Here is a 22523-nt window from a genome sequence, read left to right on the forward strand (position 1 = left end):
TGGACGGGCGGGCGGATCGGCCGGGCGGTGAGTTGAGTGGGCGAGGTGGACTGAGTGGGCGGGGTGGACGGGGACTGGTAGGTGGGTGGGTCAGTTGGGTGGGTTGAAGCGGCCGTCTACTGCGGTCCAGCCGCCGTCGACGGCGAGGACGCTGCCGGTGACGAAGCTGGCGGCGTCGGAGGCGAGGTAGACGACGGCGCCGGCTAGTTCACTCGGCTGGGCCCAGCGGGAGAGCGCTCCCTTGTGGGCGTACGCGTCGTACCAGGCCGGGTTCGCTTTGATCTGCGCGGTGAGCGGCGTCTCGACGACGCCGGGCGCGATCGCGTTCGCGCGAACCCCGGACGGGCCGAGCTCGGCGGCGGCGGTCCGGAGCAGCTGAACCAGGCCGGCTTTGGTTGCCGCGTACACCGATTGCCCGGGCTCGACCGTGGTGCCGCGGATCGAACTGAAGCCGATGATGCTGCCGCCGCCGCGCTCCGCCATCTGCTTGCCGAAGGCACGGATCAGCTGGAACGACGCCCGGAGATTGAGCGAGACGACGCGATCGAACTCCTCGCCGGTGTAGTCGAGAATGCGTTTGCGCACGTTCGTCGCGGCAGTGAAAACGAGGACGTCGACCGGGTCGAGTTCGCCGGCCGCGCGGGTGATCGCGTCGTCGTCCAGGATGTCGAGCTGGTACGCCGAGACGTCCGGCGCCCCGATCTCACCGGCGACCGTGAGGTCCTGCGCAGACGACGCGGTCGACTCGGCGGCCGCGGGATCGCGGTCGGCGCAGGTCACCTGAGCGCCATGGGCAGAAAGAGCGAGAGCGCTTTCGCGGCCGATCCCACTGCCGGCGCCGATGACGAGCGCGTGCTTGCCGTCCAGGCGGAAGAGGTTCGCGTAATCCGTCACAGGCTCATCACCTCTCAGGGCCGGGGGCGGATGATCGCCATCCGGGTAGTAGTCAGTTCCTCGATCGCGAAGCGAGGCCCTTCGCGCCCGATCCCCGAGTCCTTGACACCGCCGTACGGCATCACATCGGACCGGAAGCCCGGGACCTCGTTGATCACCACTCCCCCGACATCGAGCCGGTCGATCGCGGTGAACGCGGTGTCGAGCGACGACGTGAACACACTGGCATGCAGCCCGTACCGCGAATCGTTCACCGCGGCGAAAGCGCTCTCCAGATCAGGAACGGACCGAACCGCAATCACCGGCCCAAAGACCTCCTCGTCCCACACCGCCTCCCCCGACGGCACCTCAGTCAGCACCGTAGGCCCCAACAAATCCACCCCCACCTCCCCCAAACCTCCCGCCCCGCCGCCCGCAGCCCCAGACGAACCAGCCGGAGCCGGCGTGGCTTCGGGGTAGGTGAGGGTGGCGCCGGATTGGAGGGCGTTGTGGATCCAGGTGCGGACTCGGGTGGTGGAGTGGGGGTTGATGAGGGCGGAGACTCGGGTGGTGGGGTCTCGGGGGTCGCCTACGGGGATGGTGGGGAGGCGGCTCAGGAGTTTGTCGAGGAGGGGTTGGTGGATGGGGGCGACGGCGAGGACTCGTTGGACTGAGATGCAGGCCTGGCCGGAGGCGTAGTAGCCGCCGCGGATGATGGCGTCGGCGGCCGCGTCGAGGTCGGCGTCCTCGGCGACGACGAGGGCCGAGTTGGAGCCGAGTTCGAGGAGGACTTTGGTGGGGGCGGCGTCGCGGGCGATCTGGTGGCCGACGGCGGCGGAGCCGGTGAAGGAGACCGCGCCGATGCGCGGGTCGGTGGTGAGGGTCGCGCCGACGTCGGGGCCGCCGGTGATCAGTTGGAGAGCGCTCTCGGGCGCTCCCGCCTCGGCCAGCGCGGAGCGCATCAGATGGACCAGCCAGAGGGTGGCCAATGGAGTCTGGGGCGCCGGCTTGATGACGGTCGGGCAGCCGGCGGCAAAGGCCGGTGCGATCTTGTGCGCGGCGAGCAGCAGCGGGTAGTTGAAGCCGGTGATGCCGACGACGACGCCGATCGGTCTGCGCACCCAGAAACCGAGCAAGCCCTCGCCACTCGGCAAGAGATCGAGCGGGACGGTTTCGCCGTGCAGACGGGCAACCTCCTCGGCCGCGGTCTCCAGGGTCAGCAGAGTGCGGTCGATCTCGACGCGGCAGTCCACCAACGGTTTGCCGGTTTCGAGGATGAGCAGGTCGACGAAGGCGTCGCGCTCGGCTTTGACGGCAGAATGCACGCTCTGCAAGACGTTTCGGCGTACGTGCGACGGCAGCCGACCGACCGTTTCGCGGACGGCGACGGCGTGGTCGAGGGCCTGCCGGGCGAGGCCGACGTCCCCGACCGGCGCTTCGGCGACGGTGGAGCCGTCGTACGGGAAGAGCACCGGAGCGGTCGACGGGGCGTCGACCCAGGATTCACCGATCGGTAGGCCGGGCGGGAACTTCACGCGGGTGCTCCTTTCGACGGTGCGGCGGGGTGGCTGAGGAGATCTGCGGTGGTCGCGCCCGAGAGCGCTCTCTGGAGAGTGGGGATCGCGGAGACCAGGCGCTGGGTGTAGGCGTGCTGGGGCGCGGCGTAGACGTCGGCGGTGGGTCCGGTCTCGACGATCTGGCCGGCGTTCATGACGGCGACGCGATCGCAGACGTGTTTGACGACCGAGAGGTCGTGGGAGACGAAGACGAGGGTGAGGTCGAGTTCGTCGACGAGGTCGGAGATCAAGTTCAGGACCTGGGCGCGGACGGACACGTCGAGAGCGCTCACCGGCTCGTCCGCGATCAGGATGCGCGGGCGCGGGGCGAGGGCGCGGGCGATCGAGATCCGCTGCCGCTGACCGCCGGAGAACTGGTGCGGGTAGCGCTCTCCCGCGTTCGCGGGCAGGCCGACGGCGTCGAGCAGCTCGCGCACGCGGGCGCCGGAGGCGGGATGGCCCTGGACGACGAGGGGCTCGGCGATGATGTCGCGGACGCGCATCCGCGGGTCGAGGGAGCTCATCGGGTCCTGGAAGACGAGCTGGAGGTTCTCGCGGAGGAAACGCAGGCGGCGCTCCGGGAGGTTGGTGATGTCGGTGCCTTCGACAACTATCTGACCGGAGGTGGGGCGATCGAGGGCGGCGATCAGGCGCAGCAGCGTCGATTTGCCGCAGCCGGATTCGCCGACGATGCCGAATCGCTCGCCCTGCTTGACTTCCAGGCTCACCCCGCGGAGCGCGTGGACGACGGGAGCCGGTGTGAGCAGCGAGGTTCTCGGGCGCGGAAAGTCGCGGACGAGGTCGGTCGCGACGATCGCCGGTTGGTCAGGCATCCTGGGCTCCGGCGGGGTGGTGGCAGGCGTAGCCGTGGGTGGCGGTGCCGGTCCAGGGCGGGGTGGTGGCGCAGACGTCGGTCGCGTGGGCGCAGCGGTTGCGGAACACGCAGCCGGACGGGAAGTGACCGGCCGCCGGGACCGTCCCCGGGATCGTCGTGAGCCGCCGAGAACGCGTCCGCGAACTGGGCGCCACGTCGCCGGAGCCGGAGTCCGGGTACGCGCCGTCGGCGAAGTCGGAGGCAGTAGGGGCGTCGTGGGGTTCTAGGTTGGAGGCGGCTAGAAGGCCTTGGGTGTAGCGGTGGCGGGGGGTGGTGAAGAGGGTGGTGATGGGGCCGGATTCGACGACGCGGCCGCCGTACATGACGAGGACCCGGTCGCAGACGGTGGCGACGACGGCGAGGTCGTGGGTGATGAAGAGCAGGGCGGAAGAGCGCTCTCTGACGCCGCTGACGATGAGGTCGAGGACGAGAGCCTGGACGGTGACGTCGAGGGCCGTGGTGGGTTCGTCGCAGATCAGCAGGGCGGGGTCGTTGGCCAGCGCGATGGCGAGGACGACGCGTTGACGTTGGCCGCCGGAGAGCTGGTGGGGGTAGGCGCGGAGCAGGTCGGGCGGGAGCTGGACGCGTTCGAGGAGCTCGGCGGCGGCCGCGCGGGCGGCGGCTCGGCCGGAGCGGGTCTGGTGGATGAGCATGACTTCGGCGATCTGGTCGCCGATGCGCATGGTCGGGTTGAGCGCGGTCATCGGCTCCTGGAAGACCATGGCGAGATCGCGGCCGCGGATCCGAGAGAGCGTTTTCTCGTCCGTTCCCACCAGGTCCGGCCCGACGCCGGCCAGGCGGATCGAGCCGTCCGCGACGACGTCGTCCGGGAGGAGGCCGAGGATGCTCAGCGCGGTGAGCGACTTCCCCGAGCCGGACTCGCCGATCAGCCCGACCCGCTCCCCCGGGCCGACTGTCAGGTCGACGTCGGCGACCAGCACGGTGTCCCGCACGGTGACGTTCAGCCCACGCACACTCAGTACGTCGTCGGGAGCGGCAACGGCGCTCATCGGCGGTCCTCCAACTTCGGATCGAAGCGGTCACGCAGTCCGTCACCGAGCAGGTTGAAACCGAGGACGGCGATCGCGATCGCGACGCCCGGGAAGACCGCGAGCCGCGGCGCGGTGAAGAGGAACTCCTGGCTCTCCTGGAGCATGCGCCCCCACGACGGTGTGGGCGGCGGCGTCCCGTAGCCCAGGAAAGAGAGCGCTGCCTCAGCGAGAACGGCGATCGCGAACGAGACCGACGCCTGCACAGTGATCAGACTGGTCACATTGGGCAGCACGTGCCGGAGCGCGATCGGCAGCGGCTGCCGGCCCGCCGCACGCGCTGCCAGCACGTACTCCGTCCGCATCACCTGCAAGGCTCCGCTCCGGATCACTCGCGCGAAGCTCGGCACCGATGCGATGCCGATAGCAACCATCGCCGTCAGTGTGCTGGCCCCGAAGACCGCGCCGAACATGATGGCCAGCAGCAACGCCGGAAACGCCAGCAGCAGGTCGTTGGCCCGCATGATCAACTCACTCGGCCAGCGACGCACCATCGCGGCCAGTACGCCGAGCGGTACGCCGATCACCGCAGCGACGCCCACCGCGACCACTCCGACGAAGAGCGTCGTCCGCGAGCCGACCATGATCTGACTCAACACGTCCCGGCCGAACTTGTCCGTCCCGAACCAGTGCTCCCACGACGGCTGCGCCAAGCGTGATGCGGGGTCGACGAGCGTCGCGTCGTAGGGCGTCCAGACGAACGACACGAGCGCCATCAGCACGATGCCGCCGACGATCACGCCACCGGCGATCAGCGAAGCGTTCAGTCGCCTCATCGCGCCCCCGTCCGCAGCCGCGGGTCCAGAGCGACGTAGAGCAGGTCGACCAGGAAATTCACCAGCAGTACGGCGACGACCAGCACCATGACTACGTCCTGGACGAGGAGCAGGTCTCGGTTTGACACACCGTCCAGCAACAGACTCCCCAGCCCAGGAATGACAAACACGCGCTCAACGACCACAGCACCAATCAGCAGCGTCGCCAATTGCAGTCCGAGCACTGTCACCACCGGTACGGCTGCGTTCCGCAGACCGTGCCGCCACAACGCCGGAAACGGCCGCAGCCCCTTCGCCCGCGCCGTACGAAGGTAGTCCTCGCGCAGTACATCCAACACCGCGCTGCGCACGTACCGAGTCAGCACTGCACCCTGAACCAGCCCCAGCGACAATGCCGGCAACACCAGCTGTCTGAGAAACATCCCCGGGTCCTCTGCAGGCGGCGTCCACCCGTTCGCGGGCAGCCAGCCCAGCTTCACGGCGAACACCATGATGAGCAGAATCCCCGCCAGAAACGCCGGTACGGCGACGCCGACCTGCGAGAGCGCGGAGAGCGCAAACCCGGACAGCCGTCGATGCCGCGCCGCCATCACCGTGCCGGCCGGCGCAGCGAGCAGTAGAGCGATGATCATGCCCGCAACGACCAGAATCAGCGTCACCTGCAGCCGGTCGAACACCTGCGGCCCGATCGCCACCTTCGACACGTACGACGTCCCGAGGTCGCCACGCAGCAGACCGCCGAGCCAGTCGACGTACTGCACGGGCAGTGGCCGGTCCAGGCCGAACTGCCGGCGCAGCTCGGCCACTGCCTCGTCCGAGGCGTTCACACCGAGCGCTACCCGCGCCGGGTCGCCCGGCAACACCGCCATGAACCCGAACACCAGTACGGAGCTCACCGCGAGGCTGACCAAGAGCACTGCTGTGCGCTCGATCAGACGGAGGATCATTCAGCTCACCACGTCACGAGCGGGCGAGACGCGACAGGTCGAAGTTCTCGGTGATCGCGTTCTGCGGCAGGCCGGTCAGGTTCTGGTCCGCGACGATCAGGTTCGGCAGGAGGAACAGCCAGTCCCCCGCGGCCTGCTCGGACAGCCGCCGCGCCGCCTTCTTCATGTTGTCGACCTGCACCGCCTCGTCACCCGCATCCGCCGCTGCAAGGTCTTTCTGCAGCTCTGGGTCGTTGTAGCGCGTGTAGTACGTCGGGCTGAAGACAGCACCCAGGTCACGCGGCTCGACGTGCGCGATGATCGACATGTCGTAGTCGACGTTCTTGAAGACAGTGCTCAGCCAAGCCGCCGGAAACTCCAGCTGGTCGATCTGAACCTTCAGACCCGCCTGCTCCAGTTGGCTCTTCACCACCTGACCACAGGAGGTCGCGTACGGCAGAGTGGGCAGCCGGAGCCGCAGCGTCGCCCCAGCAGCGCCGGAAGCCTGCAGCAGCGATTTCGCCTTGGCAACGTCGTACGGCGCGACCGCAGTGAGGTCCTCGTACCAGGGATCAGTCGGCGGGACCATGGAGCCGATCAGCTTGCCCCGACCGGCGAAACACGTGTCCAGCAAGGCCTTGTGATCGATAGCCTGCCGAATCGCCTGCCGCGTCCGGATGTCCCGGAAGACCGGCTTGGAGTTGTTGAAGGACAGTAGTACCTCGCCGTTCGTCGTCCCCTCGAGCACCTGGTACTTCGAGTTGCCGGTGAACTGGCTGAGCGCCTCCGGCGCCTGCACTGTGGTGATGACGTTGATCGTGCCAGTCAGCAGCGCGTTGTTCAGCGCAGTCGGGTCCTTGAAGTACTTCAGCGTGATCTGCTGGAAGAACGGCTTCGTACCCCAGTAGGCGTCGTTGCGCTGCAGAACGATCGAGTCGCCGCGGTTCCACTTGGAGAACTTGTATGCGCCGGTACCGACCGGCTCGGTGGCCAGCTTGGCGACACCGGTCTCGGAGAACATCGCACCGATCCGTGTGGTCATCCGGAACAGCCAACCGTTGCTGGGCTTGGCCAGCGTCACCTGCAACTGCGTCGGCGACAGCGCCTTAGCATCCTGGACGACGTCCATCGCGGCCTTCAGCGAGGTCGTCCATCCGGTCTTGACCCGGTTGATGCTGAAGACCGCGTCGGCCGCGGTGAACGGCTTGTCGTTGGTGAACTTGGCGTTGTCGACCAGATCGAACGTGTAGACCTTCCGGTCCGGAGACACGGTCCATGACTTCGCCAGCGACGGAACGATCTTGCCGGAGTCGTCCTGCTTGACCAGAGTCTCGTAGACATTGCCCAGCAAGGCCTGCGGGATCGCAGCGCCGTCGGTGGTCGTGAAGTCCAGGCTGGCCGGCTCCGCGACCAGACCGAGCGACAGCGCCTGGTCGGCGCCAGAACCGCTGGACGAGCCGCCCGACGTACTCGAACCGGCCGAACAGGCGGTGAGGGCCAGCAGCGCCGCGGAAGCGACGAGCGCGACCGCTCGAGTGGTGTACGTCTTCACGCGAACTCCTCCAGTCACCGGGCTCTCGCCGCATTCTGACGACCACAGTCCTACGGCCGGACCGGGGCACGCCGGACGGCGGTGTTCTCCGTCCAGCTGTGACTGGTCTGACCAGTGGACTAGGTGTCAGTGGGCCACTAGGTTTGTCGCTACGCAGGGGTCTGTCAAGGCGAATGGGGTGGATCGGATGGCCGAAAGTCCGCGGTTCCAGCCAGTTCAGCCCGTGCGGGCGTACGAGCGGATAGTCGAGCAGGTCGAGGACGCACTGGCCCGTGGCGACCTCGCACCGGGCCAACGGCTCCCCAGCGAGCGCGAGCTGGTCGCCCAGTTCGCTGTCAGCCGCTCCACCGTCCGTGAGGCGTTGCGGGTGCTCGAAAGCAACGGAGTGGTCCGCTCCCGCCCCGGCGACCCGAACGGGCCAGAGATCCTGCCGTTCTCCTCAACAGCGCTGCGCAAACAGCTGGTGCGCCTCGCACGGGTCGACGAACTGACGCTGGCCGAGCTGATCGGCTTCCGGATGATCATGGACGGCGCAGCGATCCAGGTGGCCTCCCGACTACGGACTCCGGCGCAGCTGACCGAGCTGACCGACACGCTCACCGCCATGCGGACGGCGATCGACGTGGACTTCGCCGCGTTCAGCGAGGCCGATCTGGCCTTCCATGACGTGATCGCCCGGATCAGCCGCAACTCGCTGATCGAGACCTGCAACGAGGTGGTCCGCGGCGTCGTACTGAGCCTGATCTCGAACAAGATCGCCCACGCGCCCAACAGCCGTGCGCTGATGCTGGAGTCGCTGCAGCATCACACCGAGGTGGTCGACGCGATCCGCGACGGCGACGGGACCGCCGCCGCGCGGATCGCCCGGCAGAACATGTACGACTACTACGCCGGCTACGTCCCCGAGGCGGAACGCGAAGCGCTCCAGGCCCTCATCGACTGACGACTCACGTGTCGTGTTCGAGGATGCGGATCGTCGGGACCTTCAGCAGCTTGCGGGCCTTGGCGACCCAGTCGGAGCACAGGAACCGGGCTGCAGTCTCCGGCCAGGCGACCACCACGATCTCCTGGGCGGCAGCGCTCATGACAACCGATTTGAGCGCCAGCAACGGCTCGCCGTGCGTGATGGAGACGTGGACCGGGTAGCGGCTCGCAGTACGCAGATGTCGCGCACTGTGCTCGATAACACCGGCCAAATCGACCAGTGGATCCGCGAGCGTCGCAGTGGACGCTCGGCCAGGCGGACCGGACGCAGCGGACGTCAGACCGGCGACATCCGCGAACGTGGACCCCAGCAGCGCCATCGGCCCACCGAACCCGCTCTCCGGATGGCTGGAGACGAGCAGGTGGTAGTCGACAACTTCTTCGTGCCTTGCGTGCAGGGCGGCAACGCGGCGCGCGTCGCCCTCGCTCATCTCCCGCTCGATGAGCACCACCACGTCGTAGGTCATGCGTGGCTCCCTTCGCAGTCACTTTCCGTTGTACTCCTGCTGCCGCCCAGGCCAAAGCACCCGGCACGCCAACGTCACGGAATTGTCAAACTCGTCACTGGGTGACCGAGGCGTGCGCCCGGCTGTCCGGTGCGAAGGCTCCGAGCAGGTACGCCGCGTCGATCAGCGAATGCGCCGTGGCGTCGATCAGCTGCGGGTACAGCGCGAACACCTGTGCCCCTGGCCGCGGTGTGACATCACCGGTGAGGACTCCGACGAAATCGGCCCGGGCAGCGGCGTCCTGGTCCCACTGCCGATCCGGCTCGAGTCGGGCGATCAGCCGGCGGGCGAACGTCGCCACATCCTCGGCGGGATCGCGCTGGTACCCGACGACCGTTCCGTCGGCGCACCGGACGGCGATCTCGTCAGTGCGAGCTGCTGCGTGCCAACAGCACACCTCCCACAGGCTGACGCGATCACCGGCGCCATACACGTCTTCGAGCGCAGCGGACATCAGAGCGAGGTGACCGCCGTACCGCGCGACGTTGTGCCCGTAGCCGCCCGCGCTGAGGTTGACGTCGTACCAGCGCAGCTCTTTCGTTTGCAGGTCGACGCCGAACGGGAGCAGGATCTTGGCCGGTCCGCTGAGGTCGAAGCGCTCCTCGACCGCGGCTGGGTCGAACAGTGCGCCGGGCTCGCGCATCAACCCGACGAACCCGCGCTCCAGCTCGTCGAACGGGACGTCGTTGTAGCTGAAGACCACTGGCAGCACGTAGCGCCCACCGAGCCGGCGGATCGCCCGCAGATCCAGGTCGACGAACTCGGTCGAGCCACCTGGCGCCGGCGCCGACGTCAGGTCGCCTGAATGCACCAGCGCGTCCTGGTCGAACCGCAGCCGGGTGTAGTCGCACAGGCCGACAAAACCCCACTCCTCGTCGAACACTGCAACTGAGAGGTCGAGATCGACGCGGCGTCTGCTCGGCTCGACCCAATGGAGGAACAGACGCAGCTCATCCTCCGGCGGGATCGGAACGGCACTCCCCCGGGTCATGCGGCGCAGCGTCGACGACGAACCCCGCTCCGAGCCTGGAGCGGCCAGCCGGGCCAGCTCTTCGTCCAGAAACGCTCGCCGCCAGCGCGGCTGGTTGCCGGCTCGACGCAACATCTCCCCCACGAGGACGCCGGACAGCGCCGCAACCGTGTCAGCAGGCAGTGGCTCGCGCTCGTCGACTGTGGCCCAGACCCGCGTGGTGCCGCCGCGCGGGAAGAACAGCCGGAGGTCACCGGGCGGCGTCCGCAACTGCCCCAACGCGGCGGTGAGGACTGCGGGCGACACATCCGATACTGCGACAGTGACCGCGCCGAGCAGCTCACCGTGTTCGTCGTCCGGCAGCGCCCGAACCAGCTGGACCAACCGCCGCAGCAGCTCGCCCGGACGTTGCCGTAGCAGGTCGAGCGCCAGACCGGCCCGACCTTCGGCGAACGCGCCCTCAACGCGGGAACCGAACGTCCGCATCACCAACCGGCCGTTCTCGACCCGCACGAGCGGGTAGCGCGCCGCCTCGCTCAGCACTGCCTGACCAGCCGCGGTCTCCAGATCCAGATCCGAGCGGCGCAGTACGGCGAAGGCAAGCGCAGCAGTCGGATGCAGAACCGCGTACTCGAACGGGTGCAGCCCCTCGGCCATCCGCTTCCACGCGCGCTCGTGGCGCAGCATGTCCTCGATCAGCAGCTCGGCGGGCAGCTGGTCCAGCCGGGCCAGCAGCTGCCGACGGGTCGCGCGCGACAACGACCTCCGGCGGGCGGGCGGCGTCCGCAGCCCAGGGTCGGCGCCCATCAGGACGTAGAGCAGCCGCAGTACGTCGGTCGCCGTGCCGGCCCGGTCGATGACAGCTGGCTCGTCAGCCAGGAAGTGCGCGAGGACGAGCGCCTGCGTCTCCCGAACCGGGATGTCGCTCGGCACCCAGGACAGCTCGGCCAGCGGCAGCAGCACCTGAAGGTCTGCGCGGTCCACGGCCGCGGGCGGCGTACGGCGTCCGAGCAGCGACTCGACTGTGGTGCGCACTGCGTCCGGACCGGCCAAGGACAGCAGCCGGAGCCGATCAGAACGGACAGGTGACGGCGGAGCCTGGTCGAACGCCGGCTGCAGGAACGGATCGGCCGGATCGATGCGACGGAGGCACAGCGGGCACGCACTGAGGTCTGCGCCGTCCCAACACGTCCGACAGACCAGATGCGCGCAGGGCGCCACCGGATGGACAGTGGTCGTGTCACCGCACAGAACGCACGGCTGCTCCGGCTCCTGCAAGAGCCGCGCGAAGACGCGGTTGATGTAGAAGGCCTCTGTGTCGACCGGGACCGTCTCCGGGAAGCCGCGGAAGAGCGGCACATGCTCCGCGTCGTTGCCGGACTCTGCATCCAGCAGGTCGAGCAGTGCGCTGCCCAGACCGGCGAGCGCCGGAGCGGACAGACCGGCGCAGTGCCGGTAGAGATCGACAGCGAGCAGGAACCCGCGCTCGACCAGGTCGGCCTGCAGCGCCGACAGACCGGCCTGGATGGTGAGCGGACGGCGCAGCCACTGCCACGCGGAGCGCCGCACCGGCGGTGTCAGTCGGACAGGGTCGACCAGCCGCCGGCGCCGCAACAGAACAGCGGCAACTTCCGGCATGGGCGGCCTCCCCGCAAGACGACGTCGAAGCCGGGGGCGGAGAGCGGTCGCGCTACTGGCCTGGATAGTAGGAGAAGGAAGCACGTCCAAGAGCCGCCCCCGGCACACCGAACGCTACCGGGCCGCACCGACACTTTCCGGCCGTTCCGGCCGCAGAAAAGAGAAGTCCGATGCCAGGGTCGGGGCCGCCCCGCCCAGACCCCAGCATCGGAACACTTACAGAGTAGTACGTGTGATCAAATCTCAAGTCACCGGGGGGCCGATTTGAACGTTAAGTGGCACTGATGCGCCGCCAGCAAACGGCTGACCCAGACAGCGCGTGCGCAGGGAAACCCTTCGGATAACGCTCAGAAGGTGTGGGGCTACGGATAGTGGTTAAGTTGTACGTATGGAGGGTGGGGTGGTGGAACGCGCGCGCTGGCGGGACGTCTTCGGTCACGCCGAGTTCCGTGCGCTGTTCGTGGCCGGAGTGCTGTCGGTCGCCGGTGATCAGTTCGCACGGGTGGCGCTGTCGGTGCTGGTCTTCGAACGGACGGAGTCGGCCGGTCTGACCGCGCTGACGTACGCGCTGACCTATCTGCCCGACCTCCTGTTCGGCCCCCTGCTGGCCGGTTTCGCGGACCGCTATCCGCGGCGTGCGGTGATGATCATCACCGATCTCGCCAGGGCAGTTCTCGTTGCAGGTATGGCGATCGAGGGCCTCCCCCTGCTGGTGGTGATCGCACTACTACTGGGGCTCCAGGCGTTCGGATCGCCGTTCAACGCCGCACGGGCCGCCACGCTGCCGGCCGTCCTGCCGGGCGACCACTACGTGCTCGGCAAGGCCGCGAACGACATGGTCGTCCAGTTCAGCCAGGTGCTCGGTTTCGGCACCGGCGGCGTCATCGTGGTCGCCATCGGGACGTCCGGCGGCCTCCTGCTGGACTCGGCGACCTTCCTGTTGTCGGCTGCGCTGATCGCGATCGGCGTCCGGCGACGTCCAACCCCGGAGCGTGGCACTGATGAGCCACGACCCGGCTACTTCAAGGACCTCTCCGCAGGCCTCTCACTGGTCGCCCGGACGCCGAAGCTCCGGTCGCTGGTCGTTCTGGCCACCATTGCCGGTTTCTACGTGACTGTCGAAGGCCTTGCGGTTCCCTACGCACATGAGATCGACGGCGGGCCTACCGCGGCAGGTCTGCTGCTGGCCGCCAGTCCGGCTGGTGCGGTCGTGGGGATGTGGCTGATCACCCTGTGGCCGCCTGAGCGCCGTATGCGGCTGCTGGGGCCGCTGGCGGCGTTAGCGTGCGCGCCGCTGGTGCTGTGCTTCCTGGCGCCCGGACTGCTGCCCACAGTGCTGCTGTGGGCCATCTCCGGGATGGCATCGGCGTACCACCTGCCGACCAGTGCCGCGTTCGTGCAGGCAGTGCCAGATGCACAGCGCGGTCAGGCCTTCGGAGTCGCCAGCACCGCGTTGAAGAGCAGTCAGGGCCTCGGGATCCTGCTGGCCGGCCTGATGGCCGACAGCGCCTCCCCGTCGGTCGCGCTGGGGGTGATGGGCACGGTCGGCACATGCGCCGCGCTGGCGGCGGGCAGCGCCTGGACACGCGCCCGCCGCCCCGGCCCGGAGGTGGCCGGAACGGTCGCCGGATGAGCCGGCCGGAGATTCAGGGGAATTACCTCCGGACGACATCCGTAAAATATCGGTAAAGAAAATCGCGGGAGGTCCCGTGGATCACCACTCGTTACCGCTGGTGAACCATTCGTTACCGCCGCCGGCGGGCCGGTGCAGCCACTCGTTGCCACCCTGTGTGAACCACTCGTTTCCGCCGCGGGACCACTCGTTCCCGCTGGTCAGCCACTCGTTCCCGATTCCGCTCAAACGCTTGCTGGAGCCGTGGAACCACTCGTTGCCGATGCTCGTCTTGGACATGGTGCTGGATCCTTCCGTCGCCATCCGCCAGATGGAATAACGCGCAGGCCGGGATGACCTCGCGTGAACAGACAGTTACTATTCAGGAATAACCGCTCAGGTCTATCCGTGTGAGGCCACCATGATTCTGATCGGTCGGAGCAATTGGGTGCCACCCCGCCAATGGAAGCTCTGGTCGTTACCGCGTCCCGCGCTGGGCTACGTGCTCGGTGTGGATGCAGTCGCAGTCACGATCACCGCCTTGGCTCTGGCCTCAACGCTGTCCGGCGCCCGTACCGGTGTGAGGCCCTCCGAGTGGGTCGCCTTCGCCGTGCTGGCGGCCGCCTCGGTGCTACACCTGGAGTCTGCCCGCGGGATCGAGCGCCGACGCGAGATGGCAGCTAACAGTTCGCCATACACGAACCTGAAGAGCCTCTGGGTCTTCGCAGGCCTGCTGCTGCTCCCGCTGAGCCTGGTGATCGCTCTGATCGTCGTCTCGTACGGCTACTCGTGGATCCGCGTCTACGGCCGCACGATCGCCCACCGCAAGGTCTTCTCGGCCAGCACGTTCATCCTGGCCAGTGCGGCGGCCGCCGCCGTGCTGCGCGGCGGCGGGCTGCTGACCGAGCCGCGGGTGCCGACCGGGCCGTTCACGCTGCTGGTGGTGCTGGGCGCCGCGACGACGTGGTGGCTGGTGAACTTCGCGCTCGTGATCGGCGCGATCCTGCTCTCCTCCCCCGAGGCCACCGCTCGGGGCGCTCTGGGCGATCTGTCCGACCAGTTGGTCGTCGTAGCGGGTCTGGGGCTCGGTGTGGCCGTGGCTGCCCTGCAGGCGTCGTACCCCTGGGTCGTGCCGATCCTGATGGTGACAGTGCTGACGCTGCACCGGGACCTGCTGCTACCGCAGTTCCAGCGCGCGGCTGGTACCGACGTGAAGACCGGTCTGGCGACGCCGTCGTACTGGGCGAACGCCGTACCGGCCGAGCTGGCTCGGGCGGAGACGCTGCGGAGCACGGTCGGTCTGCTGATGCTGGATCTGGACCGGTTCAAGGAGATCAACGACACCTACGGGCACCCGGCCGGCGACCAGGCCTTGAAGGCAGTGGGCCAGAGTGTCCGCGCCGAAGTGCGGCAGGGCGATCTGGTCGCTCGAGTCGGCGGCGACGAGCTGGCAGTGCTGCTGCCGGGCGCATCGGAGTCCGAGGTGCTTGAAGTGGCCGAGCGGATCCGGGACCGGCTGAGCACGCTCAGCGTCTCGGTCGACACGACGGCCGAGCGTACGGCGGTCATCACCGGCGTACCGGCCTCGATAGGCGCAGCCGTCTACCCGGATGTCGCCAACACGATGGACCAACTGGTCCTCGCAGCTGACAACGCACTGCTCAGCGCAAAGCGGGACGGGCGGAACCGCATTGTCGCGGCCCGCCCGAATCCGCCGGCAGTGACTGACCACTCCGAACAACCAGTCGGCGACTAGCGCACTCTGATCAACGCCTTGCCGAGCAGCGTCCGCTGCTCTAGTGCGGTGTGCGCATCGGCGACGTGATCGAGGTCGAAGACCTGGTCCACCACTGGGACCAGGTCACCGGCCGCCACCCGCCTCACTACGTCCGCGCCGGTGACAGTCGTCGTCGTACTGTCAGCACGCAGATCCATGATGCCCTTGAGGGTGACGCCGCGACGCTCCGCCTCAGCTGGGTCGACCGGTGCGAAGCCGCCGCCAGGTGCGCCATGCGCGGAGATCCATCCGCCGTCCTTGACCACACCGAACGCGGCTGCGCCGAACGCACCGCCGGCGCCGTCAAAGACGATGTCCACACCACGGTCGCCAGTAGCTGCCAGCACGGCCTTCTCCCAGCCCGGCTCGCTGTAGTCGACCACGACGTCGGCCCCTTGCGTCTTGCTGAGCTCTAGCTTCGCCTCGCCACGGGCGGCTGCGACGACACGTGCTCCGGCCCGGTGGGCAAGCTGGATCAGCAGCAGGCCCATGGCACCCGCAGCCGCCGTGATCAGCACGTCCTTACCCTGCATCGCCGGAGCGAGCTCTTCGAGCATCAGTGCGGTCATCCCGTCGCCTGACGCCGCCACAGCGGCCGCTAGGTCGACTCCGGGCGGCAACTCGGTCACTGCGCCAATGTCGGCCACTACGAGCTCGGCGTGGGCGCCGAACGCGGCTGACCGACCGACTACGGTCTTGCCGACCCACTCCGCTGGGACATCCGGCCCGGCGGCGCTGACACGTCCGCCGAACAGGGCGCCGGGGACGTACGGCGGTTCGACGGCGAAGAAGCTGCCGTGCATACCTCGCCGGATCGCAGTGTCCACCCACATGATGTCCGCCAGCTCGACCTCGACGACGACCTGTCCGGCGGCCGGCTCCGGGTCCGGCCACTCCTGGGTCCGGATCACCGTCGCATCGCCGAACTCGGTCACCACTGCTGCGCGCATCACTCAACTCCTCGGGGTTGTCGGTTTCCCCAGCTTGTGACCTGAACATTGGTTGAGGTCAAGTCGAGTAGTTATCCACAGGCACCTGGTGACCGGCGGGCGATTGTCGGCGGCTCGGCGTACTGTGCGGGGCATGTTCAACGCCGTATTCGTCCCAGCCGACCCGCCGCGCGCGGGCCGTTTGGCCTTGTACGGCGGGGGATCGGGCGCGGACGGCAGCGTCGAGCTGGTGGTGCCCAGGGGTTCGCAGGTGCGGCGTGCGACAGTGCCGGCTCGGTTGGTCACCGTGTCGGAGGCGCTGGCGATGGCCACCTCGCCGGTGGCGGGCGCGGCAAGTTGGGAGGCGTGGCGGGCGGCTGCGCTGGCGGGGCTGGGGCTGATCGCGCGCGGTCGGCTCGTTCCGGATCTGACGCCGAGCGGGTACGGCGGTTGGCGGGTGGCGCCGCTGGATCCGTTGGATCGGGGCTGGCTGAAACAACTGGTTGCGGCGATGCCGGCGTCCGCACATGCCTTGCCGATCGAAGGCACGCGACCGCTGCGGCTGGTCGATCCGGAGCAGCTCGTGCGCGCGTTCTGGGATGCGATCGCGGACACCCTCGTGCGGAGTCCGGCTGCTGCGGTCTCGGTCGGTCCGGGCGCGGCGGCGTTCGCGGCCGTCGAGCCGATGCAGGTGCCCGCGCCGACCGCCTGGCTCGCGGAGACAGCGCAGTCCGAGGCGGCAGGTGCGCGGTTGGTGCTCCGCATCGAGCCGCCTGAAGGTGTTGATGACTTCAGGGCCGTGCTCCAGCTGCGCAGCGCGCTGGATCCGAGCCTGCTGGTCGATGTCGCCGAGGTGTGGACGGCGCCGGCCGCAGTGCTGGCCGCGTTGGGCGAGCGGGCCGAGACCGACCTGCTGCTGGCCCTGCGACGTGGGGCTCGGGTGTGGCCGCCGCTGCGCAGCGCACTGCAGGATGCGGCGCCTTCCGCGGTCAGTGTCGACGACGACGCGTTGGCAGAGCTGGTCGAGGGCAGCACGGCGTTGGAGGGCGCCGGGATCGAGGTGCTCTGGCCGGCTGAGCTGTTCGCGGGTGAGCTCGCCGTGCGCGGCACAGTGGCGACGCCGGCGCCCAGCACGGTGACCGGGCCGGACTTCAGCCTCACCGATCTCGTGGCGTTCCGGTGGCGGCCGACGCTCGACGGGCAGGAGCTGACCGAGCACGAGGTCGCTGCGCTGGCGGAGGCGAAGCGGCCGATGCTCCGGATGCGCGGGCGTTGGGTGCGGGTCGACCACGACGTCGTCCGGAAGCTGCGCACCGGGGCAAGCCGGAAGCTGACCGGCGCAGAGGCGCTCGGGGCCGCTCTCACCGGCACGATCGAGATCGACGGCGAGCTGGTCGCCTTCGACGCGGGTGGGTCGCTGGCGACGATGCTGACGCGGTTGCGGGCCGCCGAGGAGCCGCTGCCGGCGTCCGAGCCGGTCGGGCTGCAGGCAACCCTGCGGGACTATCAGCGCCGCGGCGTCGCGTGGATGGCCCAGTTGACGGAGCTCGGCATGGGCGGCTGCCTGGCCGACGACATGGGTCTCGGGAAGACGATTCAGATCATCGCGCTGCATCTCCTGCGGCGCGATCGGGGGCCGACACTGGTGGTCTGCCCGTCGACCCTGCTCGGCACGTGGGAGCGTGAGTTCGCGCGCTTCGCTCCCCAGGTGCCGACGCGCAGGTTCCACGGCGCCGGGCGGAGCCTGAGCGACCTCGCGGCTGACGAGGTGGTGCTGACGACGTACGGCGTGGTCCGGCAGGATCATCGGGTGCTCGGCGAGCTCACCTGGGGGCTGGTCGTCGCGGACGAGGCGCAGCACGCCAAGAACCCGCTCTCCCGGACGGCCCGCTCACTGAGGACGTTGCCGTCGGCAACCAGAATCGCCCTGACCGGAACGCCGGTGGAGAACCGGCTGTCCGAGCTCTGGTCGATTCTGGACTGGGCGGCGCCGGGGCTGCTCGGCTCGCTGGAGCGGTTTCGGCAGGACATCGCCGTACCGGTCGAGCGGTATCACGACGCGGAGGCGACGGCCCGGCTCGCGCGCGTGACGCGCCCCTTCCTGCTGCGGCGGAAGAAGAGCGACCCGGGGATCGCGCCGGAGCTGCCGCCGAAGACCGAGCACGACGTCGTCGTCCCGCTGACGATCGAGCAGGCGACGCTCTATCAGGCCGTTGCAGCCGAGACACTCGCCAAGATCGAGTCCGCGGAGGGGATCGAGCGGCGCGGGCTGGTGCTGAGTCTGCTGACGCAGCTGAAGCAGGTGTGTAACCATCCGGCGCAGTTCCTGCATCAGCCCGGCCCATTGGAGCGGCGGTCGGGCAAGCTGGCGGCGCTCGACGAGCTGCTCGACGTCATCCTGGCCGAGGGCGAATCGGTGCTGATCTTCAGTCAGTACGTGGAGATGTGCCGGTTGATCGAGGCGCATCTGGCCGAGCGCCGCGTCCGGTCGCTGTTTCTGCATGGCGGGGTCGGCGTGCGTCAGCGGGAGCAGCTGGTCGAGCAGTTCCAGCGCGGGGAGGCGCAGGTGTTCCTGCTGTCGCTCAAGGCGGGCGGCGTCGGGTTGACGCTGACGCGGGCGACGCATGTCGTGCACTACGACCGGTGGTGGAATCCCGCCGTCGAGGATCAGGCGACCGACCGCGCGTACCGGATCGGGCAGGATCGGCCGGTCCAGGTCCATCGGCTCGTCACCGAGCACACGCTGGAGGACCGCATCTCGACCGTCATCGCGGCGAAGCGCGAGCTGGCCGACGCGGTGGTCGGCTCGGGTGAGGCGTGGCTGAGCGAGCTGTCGGACCGTGAGCTGACCGAGTTGGTGTCGCTGTCAACGGCGCCGGTCACGTCGGGTGCGGCGAGTGCGCACAACCCGTCGGCCATCGGGCGGACGCCATGAACGAGCGCGTGCCTTGGCAGGGTTGGCGTCGCGACAAGAGCGAGGACGCCGGATTGCCCGCGGCCAAGGGCCCGGGGAGCCGGCGGCCGTTCGGCGCGACGTGGTGGGGCCGGGCGTGGTTGGAGGCGTTGGAGCAACGCGCCCGGCTGGATCCGAATCGGCTGGCGCGTGGCCGCTCGTACGCGCGACGCGGGAGCGTGCTCGAGTTGACGGTCACGCCGGGCGAGGTCGAGGCCGTCGTCCAGGGCAGCCGGGCGGCGCCGTACCAGGTGACGGTGCGGATCCGCGCGTTTTCAGGAGCTGAGTGGGACGCCGTACTGGCGATCGTGTCGGAGCAGATCGGGCGGGTGGCCGCGTTACTCGACGGCGAGCTGCCGCCTGAAGTGGTCGACGACGTCCAGGCCGCTGGGTTGGAGTTGTTGCCGGGGGCGGGTGAGATCCGGACGAGCTGTTCCTGTCCGGATTTCGCTGTTCCGTGTAAGCACTCGGCGGCGGTCTGCTACCTGATCGCGGATGCGCTCGACAACGATCCGTTCGCGTTGTTGCTGCTGCGTGGGCGCTCGAAGGACGATCTGCTGGGCGCGCTGCGCTCCCGGCGCGGGCCGGTTGGTGACGCGGTCGTCGCGAAGCCTGTTTCCGCGGGGGTGCTGGCGCGCGCTGCCTTCGCCGAGCGCAGCCAAGTCGCACTGCCCGCCGTCCCTCGCCCGCTGCGTGCGCCCAGACCTCCGGCGGCGGTGCAGGCGCTGGAGCCGCCACGCGCCACTGGCATCGAAGCGCGCGACCTCGTCGCCCTCGCCACCGAAGCCGCCCACCAAGCCTGGTCACTGGCCTCCGGCGCCACCGCCGAGCCCCTCACGTTCCAGCAAGACCTCGTACGCCGAGCCTCGGCCCTCCTCGGTACGCCGGAGCTGGCCGAGCTCGCCCACCGAGCCGACGTCCCCGCCCGTCAACTCACCAGCTGGGCCGCCGCCTGGCGCCTGGCCGGCCCCGGCGGCCTCGCCGCCACCCTCGACCCGCCAACCTCCGCCGACCCCGAATCCCTCGCCGAAGCCGCCCGCCTCCTCCCCCACCCCCACACCGAAGCCAACCGAGTAACCTCCGGCAAACTCCAGCTACGCCTCATGCCCGACAACCTCTGGTACCGCTTCGACCAACACTTCAACGACTGGACCCTCACCCGCCCACCCACCCCAACCCCCCACTCCCTCCTCTAACCACCCCAGGACCCCCATGCCCCGTCCCACCACCGCCCTCCTCCTCTGCACAGCCCTCCTCTTCACCGCCTGCACCACCACCAAACAAACCCAACCCCCACCCTCACCAACCCCCAACCCCACCGGCTCACTCTGCGAACGAGTCCAGCCGGTCATCGCAGGCAAGTGGAAAGCAGAGCCGGCGCTCCCACGGACGGCCGTTCCCCTGACGACCAGCTGCAACCTGGTCGACCTTGGCGACAAGTACCACCGCGTGCGCGTGTCGGTCTCGGTGGTTCCGGTCAGCGCCGCCGAGGCCATCCGGATGCGAACGGAGTTCGAACGGGATCCGAGTGACGGCAAGGAATACGCGCAGGCGGTCTTCGGGCCCGATTCCTGGTCCCACAGACCGAAGTTCGCTGAGTCGGCACTCGGCTTTCGCTCCAGCGGCCGACTGATCCTGATGCGGCAGGAAGAGAGATTCCTCGACGACTACGCCCAGCTCGAATCGATCGCGCGGTCGATTAACGCCCTGCCCGGAGGGATCAGGCCGGAGCCGGCAGTTGTCGAGCAGCCCGACTGTGCGCTCGGGACTGGCGCCGCGGCCCAGGTGCTTGGCACGAAGGTGACGATGCAGCGCGGCGGGACGGCGGGAACGGCGAGCTTCTGTGGCTGGGGATCGAGTCAAGCGACGATCGTGCTGCACGCCGGTAAGTCTGGCTCCGAGCCGGCCCAAAGATTCGGCAGCGACGTTCACCGGGACGCAGTCGACGTCGGCGACGGCGGCCACCTCTCCAAACCGGGTCTCCTGGAGTTTCGGGTCGGTACCACCTTCGTGCAGATCTTCGGTCCGACGACCAAGGGACTCGTTGAGTTGGGGCGGGTTATGGCGCCGGTTTATCGGGGGTGATCTTGGGTGGGTGGGGTGGTGCTGATGTGGTTGCCTTCGCGGTGGGGGGCGGTTTCGTTGGCGGGTTTGTCTTGGGCGGAGGATGCGGTGGGGCGAGCTGAGGCGTAGACGAGCCAAAGGATGTAGGCGACGGCGGCGAGGGTGATGATCAGGATGGGGATGACGAGCGCGGCGCCCATGGGTTGCCTCCTCGGTGGGCCCGGCGGGTGGTGAGGAGTGGGTCCAGTCGCTCTCTGCTGTAAAACCCGCGCCACGGAGTCGGCGTTGCCGTCGTTGCTGTGTGGCTCCTGCTTACGTGCGACTCGACCACCCGCCGGGCGGTCTGGTGGAGACGGACCGGTACCCAGGGCGTGGGGAGGGAATCAGCGGCGGCGGAGGGGGGTGGTGGCTTCGAGGGCTGGGATGAGGTGGGCGGCGAGCTTGGCGTGGCCGGCGGTGGAGGGGTGGATGTTGTCGGTGCAGTCGTCCTCGGTGATCCAGCCGGTGGAGTCGATCAGGACGACGGCAGGGTCGTCGAGGGATTTGACGGCGGTGGCAATGGTTTCGGCGTGAGCGCCGTTGAAGGGGGTGAGGGCGACGATGGTGGTCGTCGGGTAGGCGGTGCGGACGCGGACGACGTACGCGGCGTACTGGTCGGCGGTCAGGTCGGGGTCGTTGACGCCGAGGTTGACGACCACGACGTCCGGGGCTTCGACGCGTTCGGCCGGGGAGCCGGCGAAGTTCCAGCCGAAGGCGTCCAGGCCGGAGGGCACTTCGCCGTTGCCCGGCTTCACGATGCCCTGGCTGCCGAAGCCGACCTGGTACGACGTACCGCCGAAGGCCCGCGCGGTCAGGTAGGCGTAGGAGACCGAACCGTCGGCACCCGCCGACTCGATGTCCGGGCTGACGGCGCGGACGCCCTGGGTGATCGAGTCGCCGTAGAACTCCAGCCGCGGGCCGCCCGGTCGGCCGCCGAGGCGGAGCCGGGAGTTGACGTCCAGGACGAGGCCGGCGAAGACGACCGCGCTCTCGAAGGGCGGGTTCCACCGGTTGACGTGCTCGTTGACGTCCTTGACCACGACCAGGACCTGGTGCCGGCCGGTCGGCGCGGAGATGTCGATCACCGAGCCCTCGAGCACGTGCAGCTCCGGCTCGCCCTCGTCGACGGTGATCCAGAGGTGCGGGGCGACCGTCAGCCCGGTCGTGTCGAAGAGCAACTGGAGCCGCTCCCCCGCGAAGGAGAACGAGAACCGCGACCCGGAATTGACGCTGATCGCGACGCCGGGCTGGTGCCCCCACTGTCCTTCCAGCACGATCCGCGGGTCTGACGGGGCGACAACCTCACCCGGCTCGAACGGCACGACTCACTCCTCATCTCGATGGCGGCGCCATTCTCCCACCACCCGTCGCGGCGGCTCCGGGCCGCGACCGCGGGAGCGGGGCCGGGGAGTTTTCCACAGGCTCGGCGTGGCCGGGTTTTGGTC

The 22523-nt window shown here is 68.9% G+C and carries 19 protein-coding genes; 6 read left to right on the forward strand and 13 right to left on the reverse strand.

All coding sequences use genetic code 11. The features are described from left to right. Positions 1-90: 90 nt before the first annotated feature. From HPO96_RS34235 to HPO96_RS34265, 7 genes are read right to left on the reverse strand one after another with little or no spacing between them, the layout of a single operon-like run. Entirely contained in the window at positions 91-894 is an 804-nt protein-coding gene (locus HPO96_RS34235; RefSeq protein ID WP_171678605.1) for an SDR family oxidoreductase, read from the reverse strand. Positions 895-908: 14 nt separating this feature from the next. Beyond that, positions 909-2408: an aldehyde dehydrogenase family protein gene (locus tag HPO96_RS34240; protein WP_171678607.1), complete on the reverse strand. Its 1500-nt coding sequence runs from the start codon at positions 2406-2408 to the stop codon at positions 909-911. Next, on the reverse strand, positions 2405-3262 hold the full coding sequence (locus tag HPO96_RS34245) for an ATP-binding cassette domain-containing protein (protein WP_171678609.1): 858 nt from the start codon (positions 3260-3262) through the stop codon (positions 2405-2407). The genes HPO96_RS34240 and HPO96_RS34245 overlap by 4 nt, the downstream gene beginning before the upstream one ends. After that, a complete protein-coding gene (locus tag HPO96_RS34250) occupies positions 3255-4313 on the reverse strand; it encodes an ABC transporter ATP-binding protein (protein WP_171678611.1) in 1059 nt (352 codons plus the stop codon). The genes HPO96_RS34245 and HPO96_RS34250 overlap by 8 nt, the downstream gene beginning before the upstream one ends. After that, a complete protein-coding gene (locus tag HPO96_RS34255) occupies positions 4310-5128 on the reverse strand; it encodes an ABC transporter permease (RefSeq protein WP_171678613.1) in 819 nt (272 codons plus the stop codon). The genes HPO96_RS34250 and HPO96_RS34255 overlap by 4 nt, the downstream gene beginning before the upstream one ends. Continuing rightward, positions 5125-6075 (reverse strand): ABC transporter permease, encoded by a 951-nt coding sequence (locus HPO96_RS34260; protein WP_171678614.1) that lies wholly within the window; start codon positions 6073-6075, stop codon positions 5125-5127. The genes HPO96_RS34255 and HPO96_RS34260 overlap by 4 nt, the downstream gene beginning before the upstream one ends. 13 nt (positions 6076-6088) lie before the next feature. After that, on the reverse strand, positions 6089-7606 hold the full coding sequence (locus HPO96_RS34265; protein WP_171678615.1) for an ABC transporter substrate-binding protein: 1518 nt from the start codon (positions 7604-7606) through the stop codon (positions 6089-6091). A gap of 187 nt (positions 7607-7793) precedes the next feature. Between HPO96_RS34265 and HPO96_RS34270 the strand changes: the two genes are divergently transcribed. Further along, the gene (locus tag HPO96_RS34270) at positions 7794-8549 is read left to right on the forward strand and encodes a FadR/GntR family transcriptional regulator (protein ID WP_171678616.1); all 756 of its coding nucleotides are present in this window, start codon (positions 7794-7796) and stop codon (positions 8547-8549) included. Between the two features lie 4 nt (positions 8550-8553). On the opposite strand, the gene HPO96_RS34275 is transcribed toward HPO96_RS34270, so the two are convergent. Both HPO96_RS34275 and HPO96_RS34280 read right to left on the reverse strand, forming a co-directional pair. After that, positions 8554-9057, reverse strand: coding sequence for a hypothetical protein (locus HPO96_RS34275; protein ID WP_171678617.1), 504 nt, complete (start codon positions 9055-9057; stop codon positions 8554-8556). Positions 9058-9151: 94 nt separating this feature from the next. Then, the gene (locus HPO96_RS34280) at positions 9152-11704 is read right to left on the reverse strand and encodes an MXAN_6230/SCO0854 family RING domain-containing protein (RefSeq protein WP_171678618.1); all 2553 of its coding nucleotides are present in this window, start codon (positions 11702-11704) and stop codon (positions 9152-9154) included. 400 nt (positions 11705-12104) lie between these two features. On the opposite strand from HPO96_RS34280, the gene HPO96_RS34285 reads away from it, so the two are divergent. Beyond that, positions 12105-13337, forward strand: a complete 1233-nt coding sequence (locus HPO96_RS34285; protein ID WP_337796923.1) for an MFS transporter — start codon at positions 12105-12107, stop codon at positions 13335-13337. Positions 13338-13418: 81 nt separating this feature from the next. Here HPO96_RS34285 and HPO96_RS34290 read toward each other — a convergent pair whose 3' ends face one another. Further along, positions 13419-13616: a DEAD/DEAH box helicase gene (locus HPO96_RS34290; RefSeq protein WP_171678620.1), complete on the reverse strand. Its 198-nt coding sequence runs from the start codon at positions 13614-13616 to the stop codon at positions 13419-13421. Between the two features lie 121 nt (positions 13617-13737). On the opposite strand from HPO96_RS34290, the gene HPO96_RS34295 reads away from it, so the two are divergent. Further along, a complete protein-coding gene (locus tag HPO96_RS34295; RefSeq protein ID WP_171678621.1) occupies positions 13738-15072 on the forward strand; it encodes a GGDEF domain-containing protein in 1335 nt (444 codons plus the stop codon). Here HPO96_RS34295 and HPO96_RS34300 read toward each other — a convergent pair. Then, positions 15069-16043: a zinc-binding dehydrogenase gene (locus HPO96_RS34300; RefSeq protein WP_171678622.1), complete on the reverse strand. Its 975-nt coding sequence runs from the start codon at positions 16041-16043 to the stop codon at positions 15069-15071. The two genes, HPO96_RS34295 and HPO96_RS34300, sit on opposite strands and share 4 nt — an antisense overlap. Before the next feature lie 133 nt (positions 16044-16176). Between HPO96_RS34300 and HPO96_RS34305 the strand changes: the two genes are divergently transcribed. From HPO96_RS34305 to HPO96_RS34315, 3 genes are all read left to right on the forward strand, one after another. After that, complete coding sequence (locus tag HPO96_RS34305; RefSeq protein WP_171678623.1) at positions 16177-18957, forward strand: DEAD/DEAH box helicase; 2781 nt, start codon at positions 16177-16179, stop codon at positions 18955-18957. Further along, entirely contained in the window at positions 18954-20171 is a 1218-nt protein-coding gene (locus HPO96_RS34310) for an SWIM zinc finger family protein (RefSeq protein ID WP_171678624.1), read from the forward strand. The genes HPO96_RS34305 and HPO96_RS34310 overlap by 4 nt, the downstream gene beginning before the upstream one ends. A 253-nt stretch (positions 20172-20424) precedes the next feature. Beyond that, positions 20425-21060: a hypothetical protein gene (locus tag HPO96_RS34315; RefSeq protein ID WP_171678625.1), complete on the forward strand. Its 636-nt coding sequence runs from the start codon at positions 20425-20427 to the stop codon at positions 21058-21060. Here HPO96_RS34315 and HPO96_RS34320 read toward each other — a convergent pair. Both HPO96_RS34320 and HPO96_RS34325 read right to left on the reverse strand, forming a co-directional pair. Further along, entirely contained in the window at positions 21048-21239 is a 192-nt protein-coding gene (locus HPO96_RS34320) for a hypothetical protein (protein ID WP_171678626.1), read from the reverse strand. The genes HPO96_RS34315 and HPO96_RS34320 overlap by 13 nt on opposite strands. Before the next feature lie 183 nt (positions 21240-21422). Next, entirely contained in the window at positions 21423-22400 is a 978-nt protein-coding gene (locus HPO96_RS34325; RefSeq protein ID WP_337796924.1) for a GDSL-type esterase/lipase family protein, read from the reverse strand. Positions 22401-22523 lie beyond the last annotated feature (123 nt).

The sequence above is a fragment of the Kribbella sandramycini genome, assembly GCF_013131805.1.
Lineage (GTDB): Bacteria > Actinomycetota > Actinomycetes > Propionibacteriales > Kribbellaceae > Kribbella > Kribbella sandramycini.

Coding starts and splice junctions, on each gene's coding strand:
- HPO96_RS34245 (WP_171678609.1), bottom strand. CDS start 3,262: ATGCCTGACCAACCGGCGATCGTCGCGACCGACCTCGTCCGCGACTTT.
- HPO96_RS34250 (WP_171678611.1), bottom strand. CDS start 4,313: ATGAGCGCCGTTGCCGCTCCCGACGACGTACTGAGTGTGCGTGGGCTG.
- HPO96_RS34255 (WP_171678613.1), bottom strand. CDS start 5,128: ATGAGGCGACTGAACGCTTCGCTGATCGCCGGTGGCGTGATCGTCGGC.
- HPO96_RS34260 (WP_171678614.1), bottom strand. CDS start 6,075: ATGATCCTCCGTCTGATCGAGCGCACAGCAGTGCTCTTGGTCAGCCTC.
- HPO96_RS34270 (WP_171678616.1), top strand. CDS start 7,794: ATGGCCGAAAGTCCGCGGTTCCAGCCAGTTCAGCCCGTGCGGGCGTAC.
- HPO96_RS34275 (WP_171678617.1), bottom strand. CDS start 9,057: ATGACCTACGACGTGGTGGTGCTCATCGAGCGGGAGATGAGCGAGGGC.
- HPO96_RS34280 (WP_171678618.1), bottom strand. CDS start 11,704: ATGCCGGAAGTTGCCGCTGTTCTGTTGCGGCGCCGGCGGCTGGTCGAC.
- HPO96_RS34290 (WP_171678620.1), bottom strand. CDS start 13,616: ATGTCCAAGACGAGCATCGGCAACGAGTGGTTCCACGGCTCCAGCAAG.
- HPO96_RS34295 (WP_171678621.1), top strand. CDS start 13,738: ATGATTCTGATCGGTCGGAGCAATTGGGTGCCACCCCGCCAATGGAAG.
- HPO96_RS34300 (WP_171678622.1), bottom strand. CDS start 16,043: ATGCGCGCAGCAGTGGTGACCGAGTTCGGCGATGCGACGGTGATCCGG.
- HPO96_RS34305 (WP_171678623.1), top strand. CDS start 16,177: ATGTTCAACGCCGTATTCGTCCCAGCCGACCCGCCGCGCGCGGGCCGT.
- HPO96_RS34310 (WP_171678624.1), top strand. CDS start 18,954: ATGAACGAGCGCGTGCCTTGGCAGGGTTGGCGTCGCGACAAGAGCGAG.
- HPO96_RS34320 (WP_171678626.1), bottom strand. CDS start 21,239: ATGGGCGCCGCGCTCGTCATCCCCATCCTGATCATCACCCTCGCCGCC.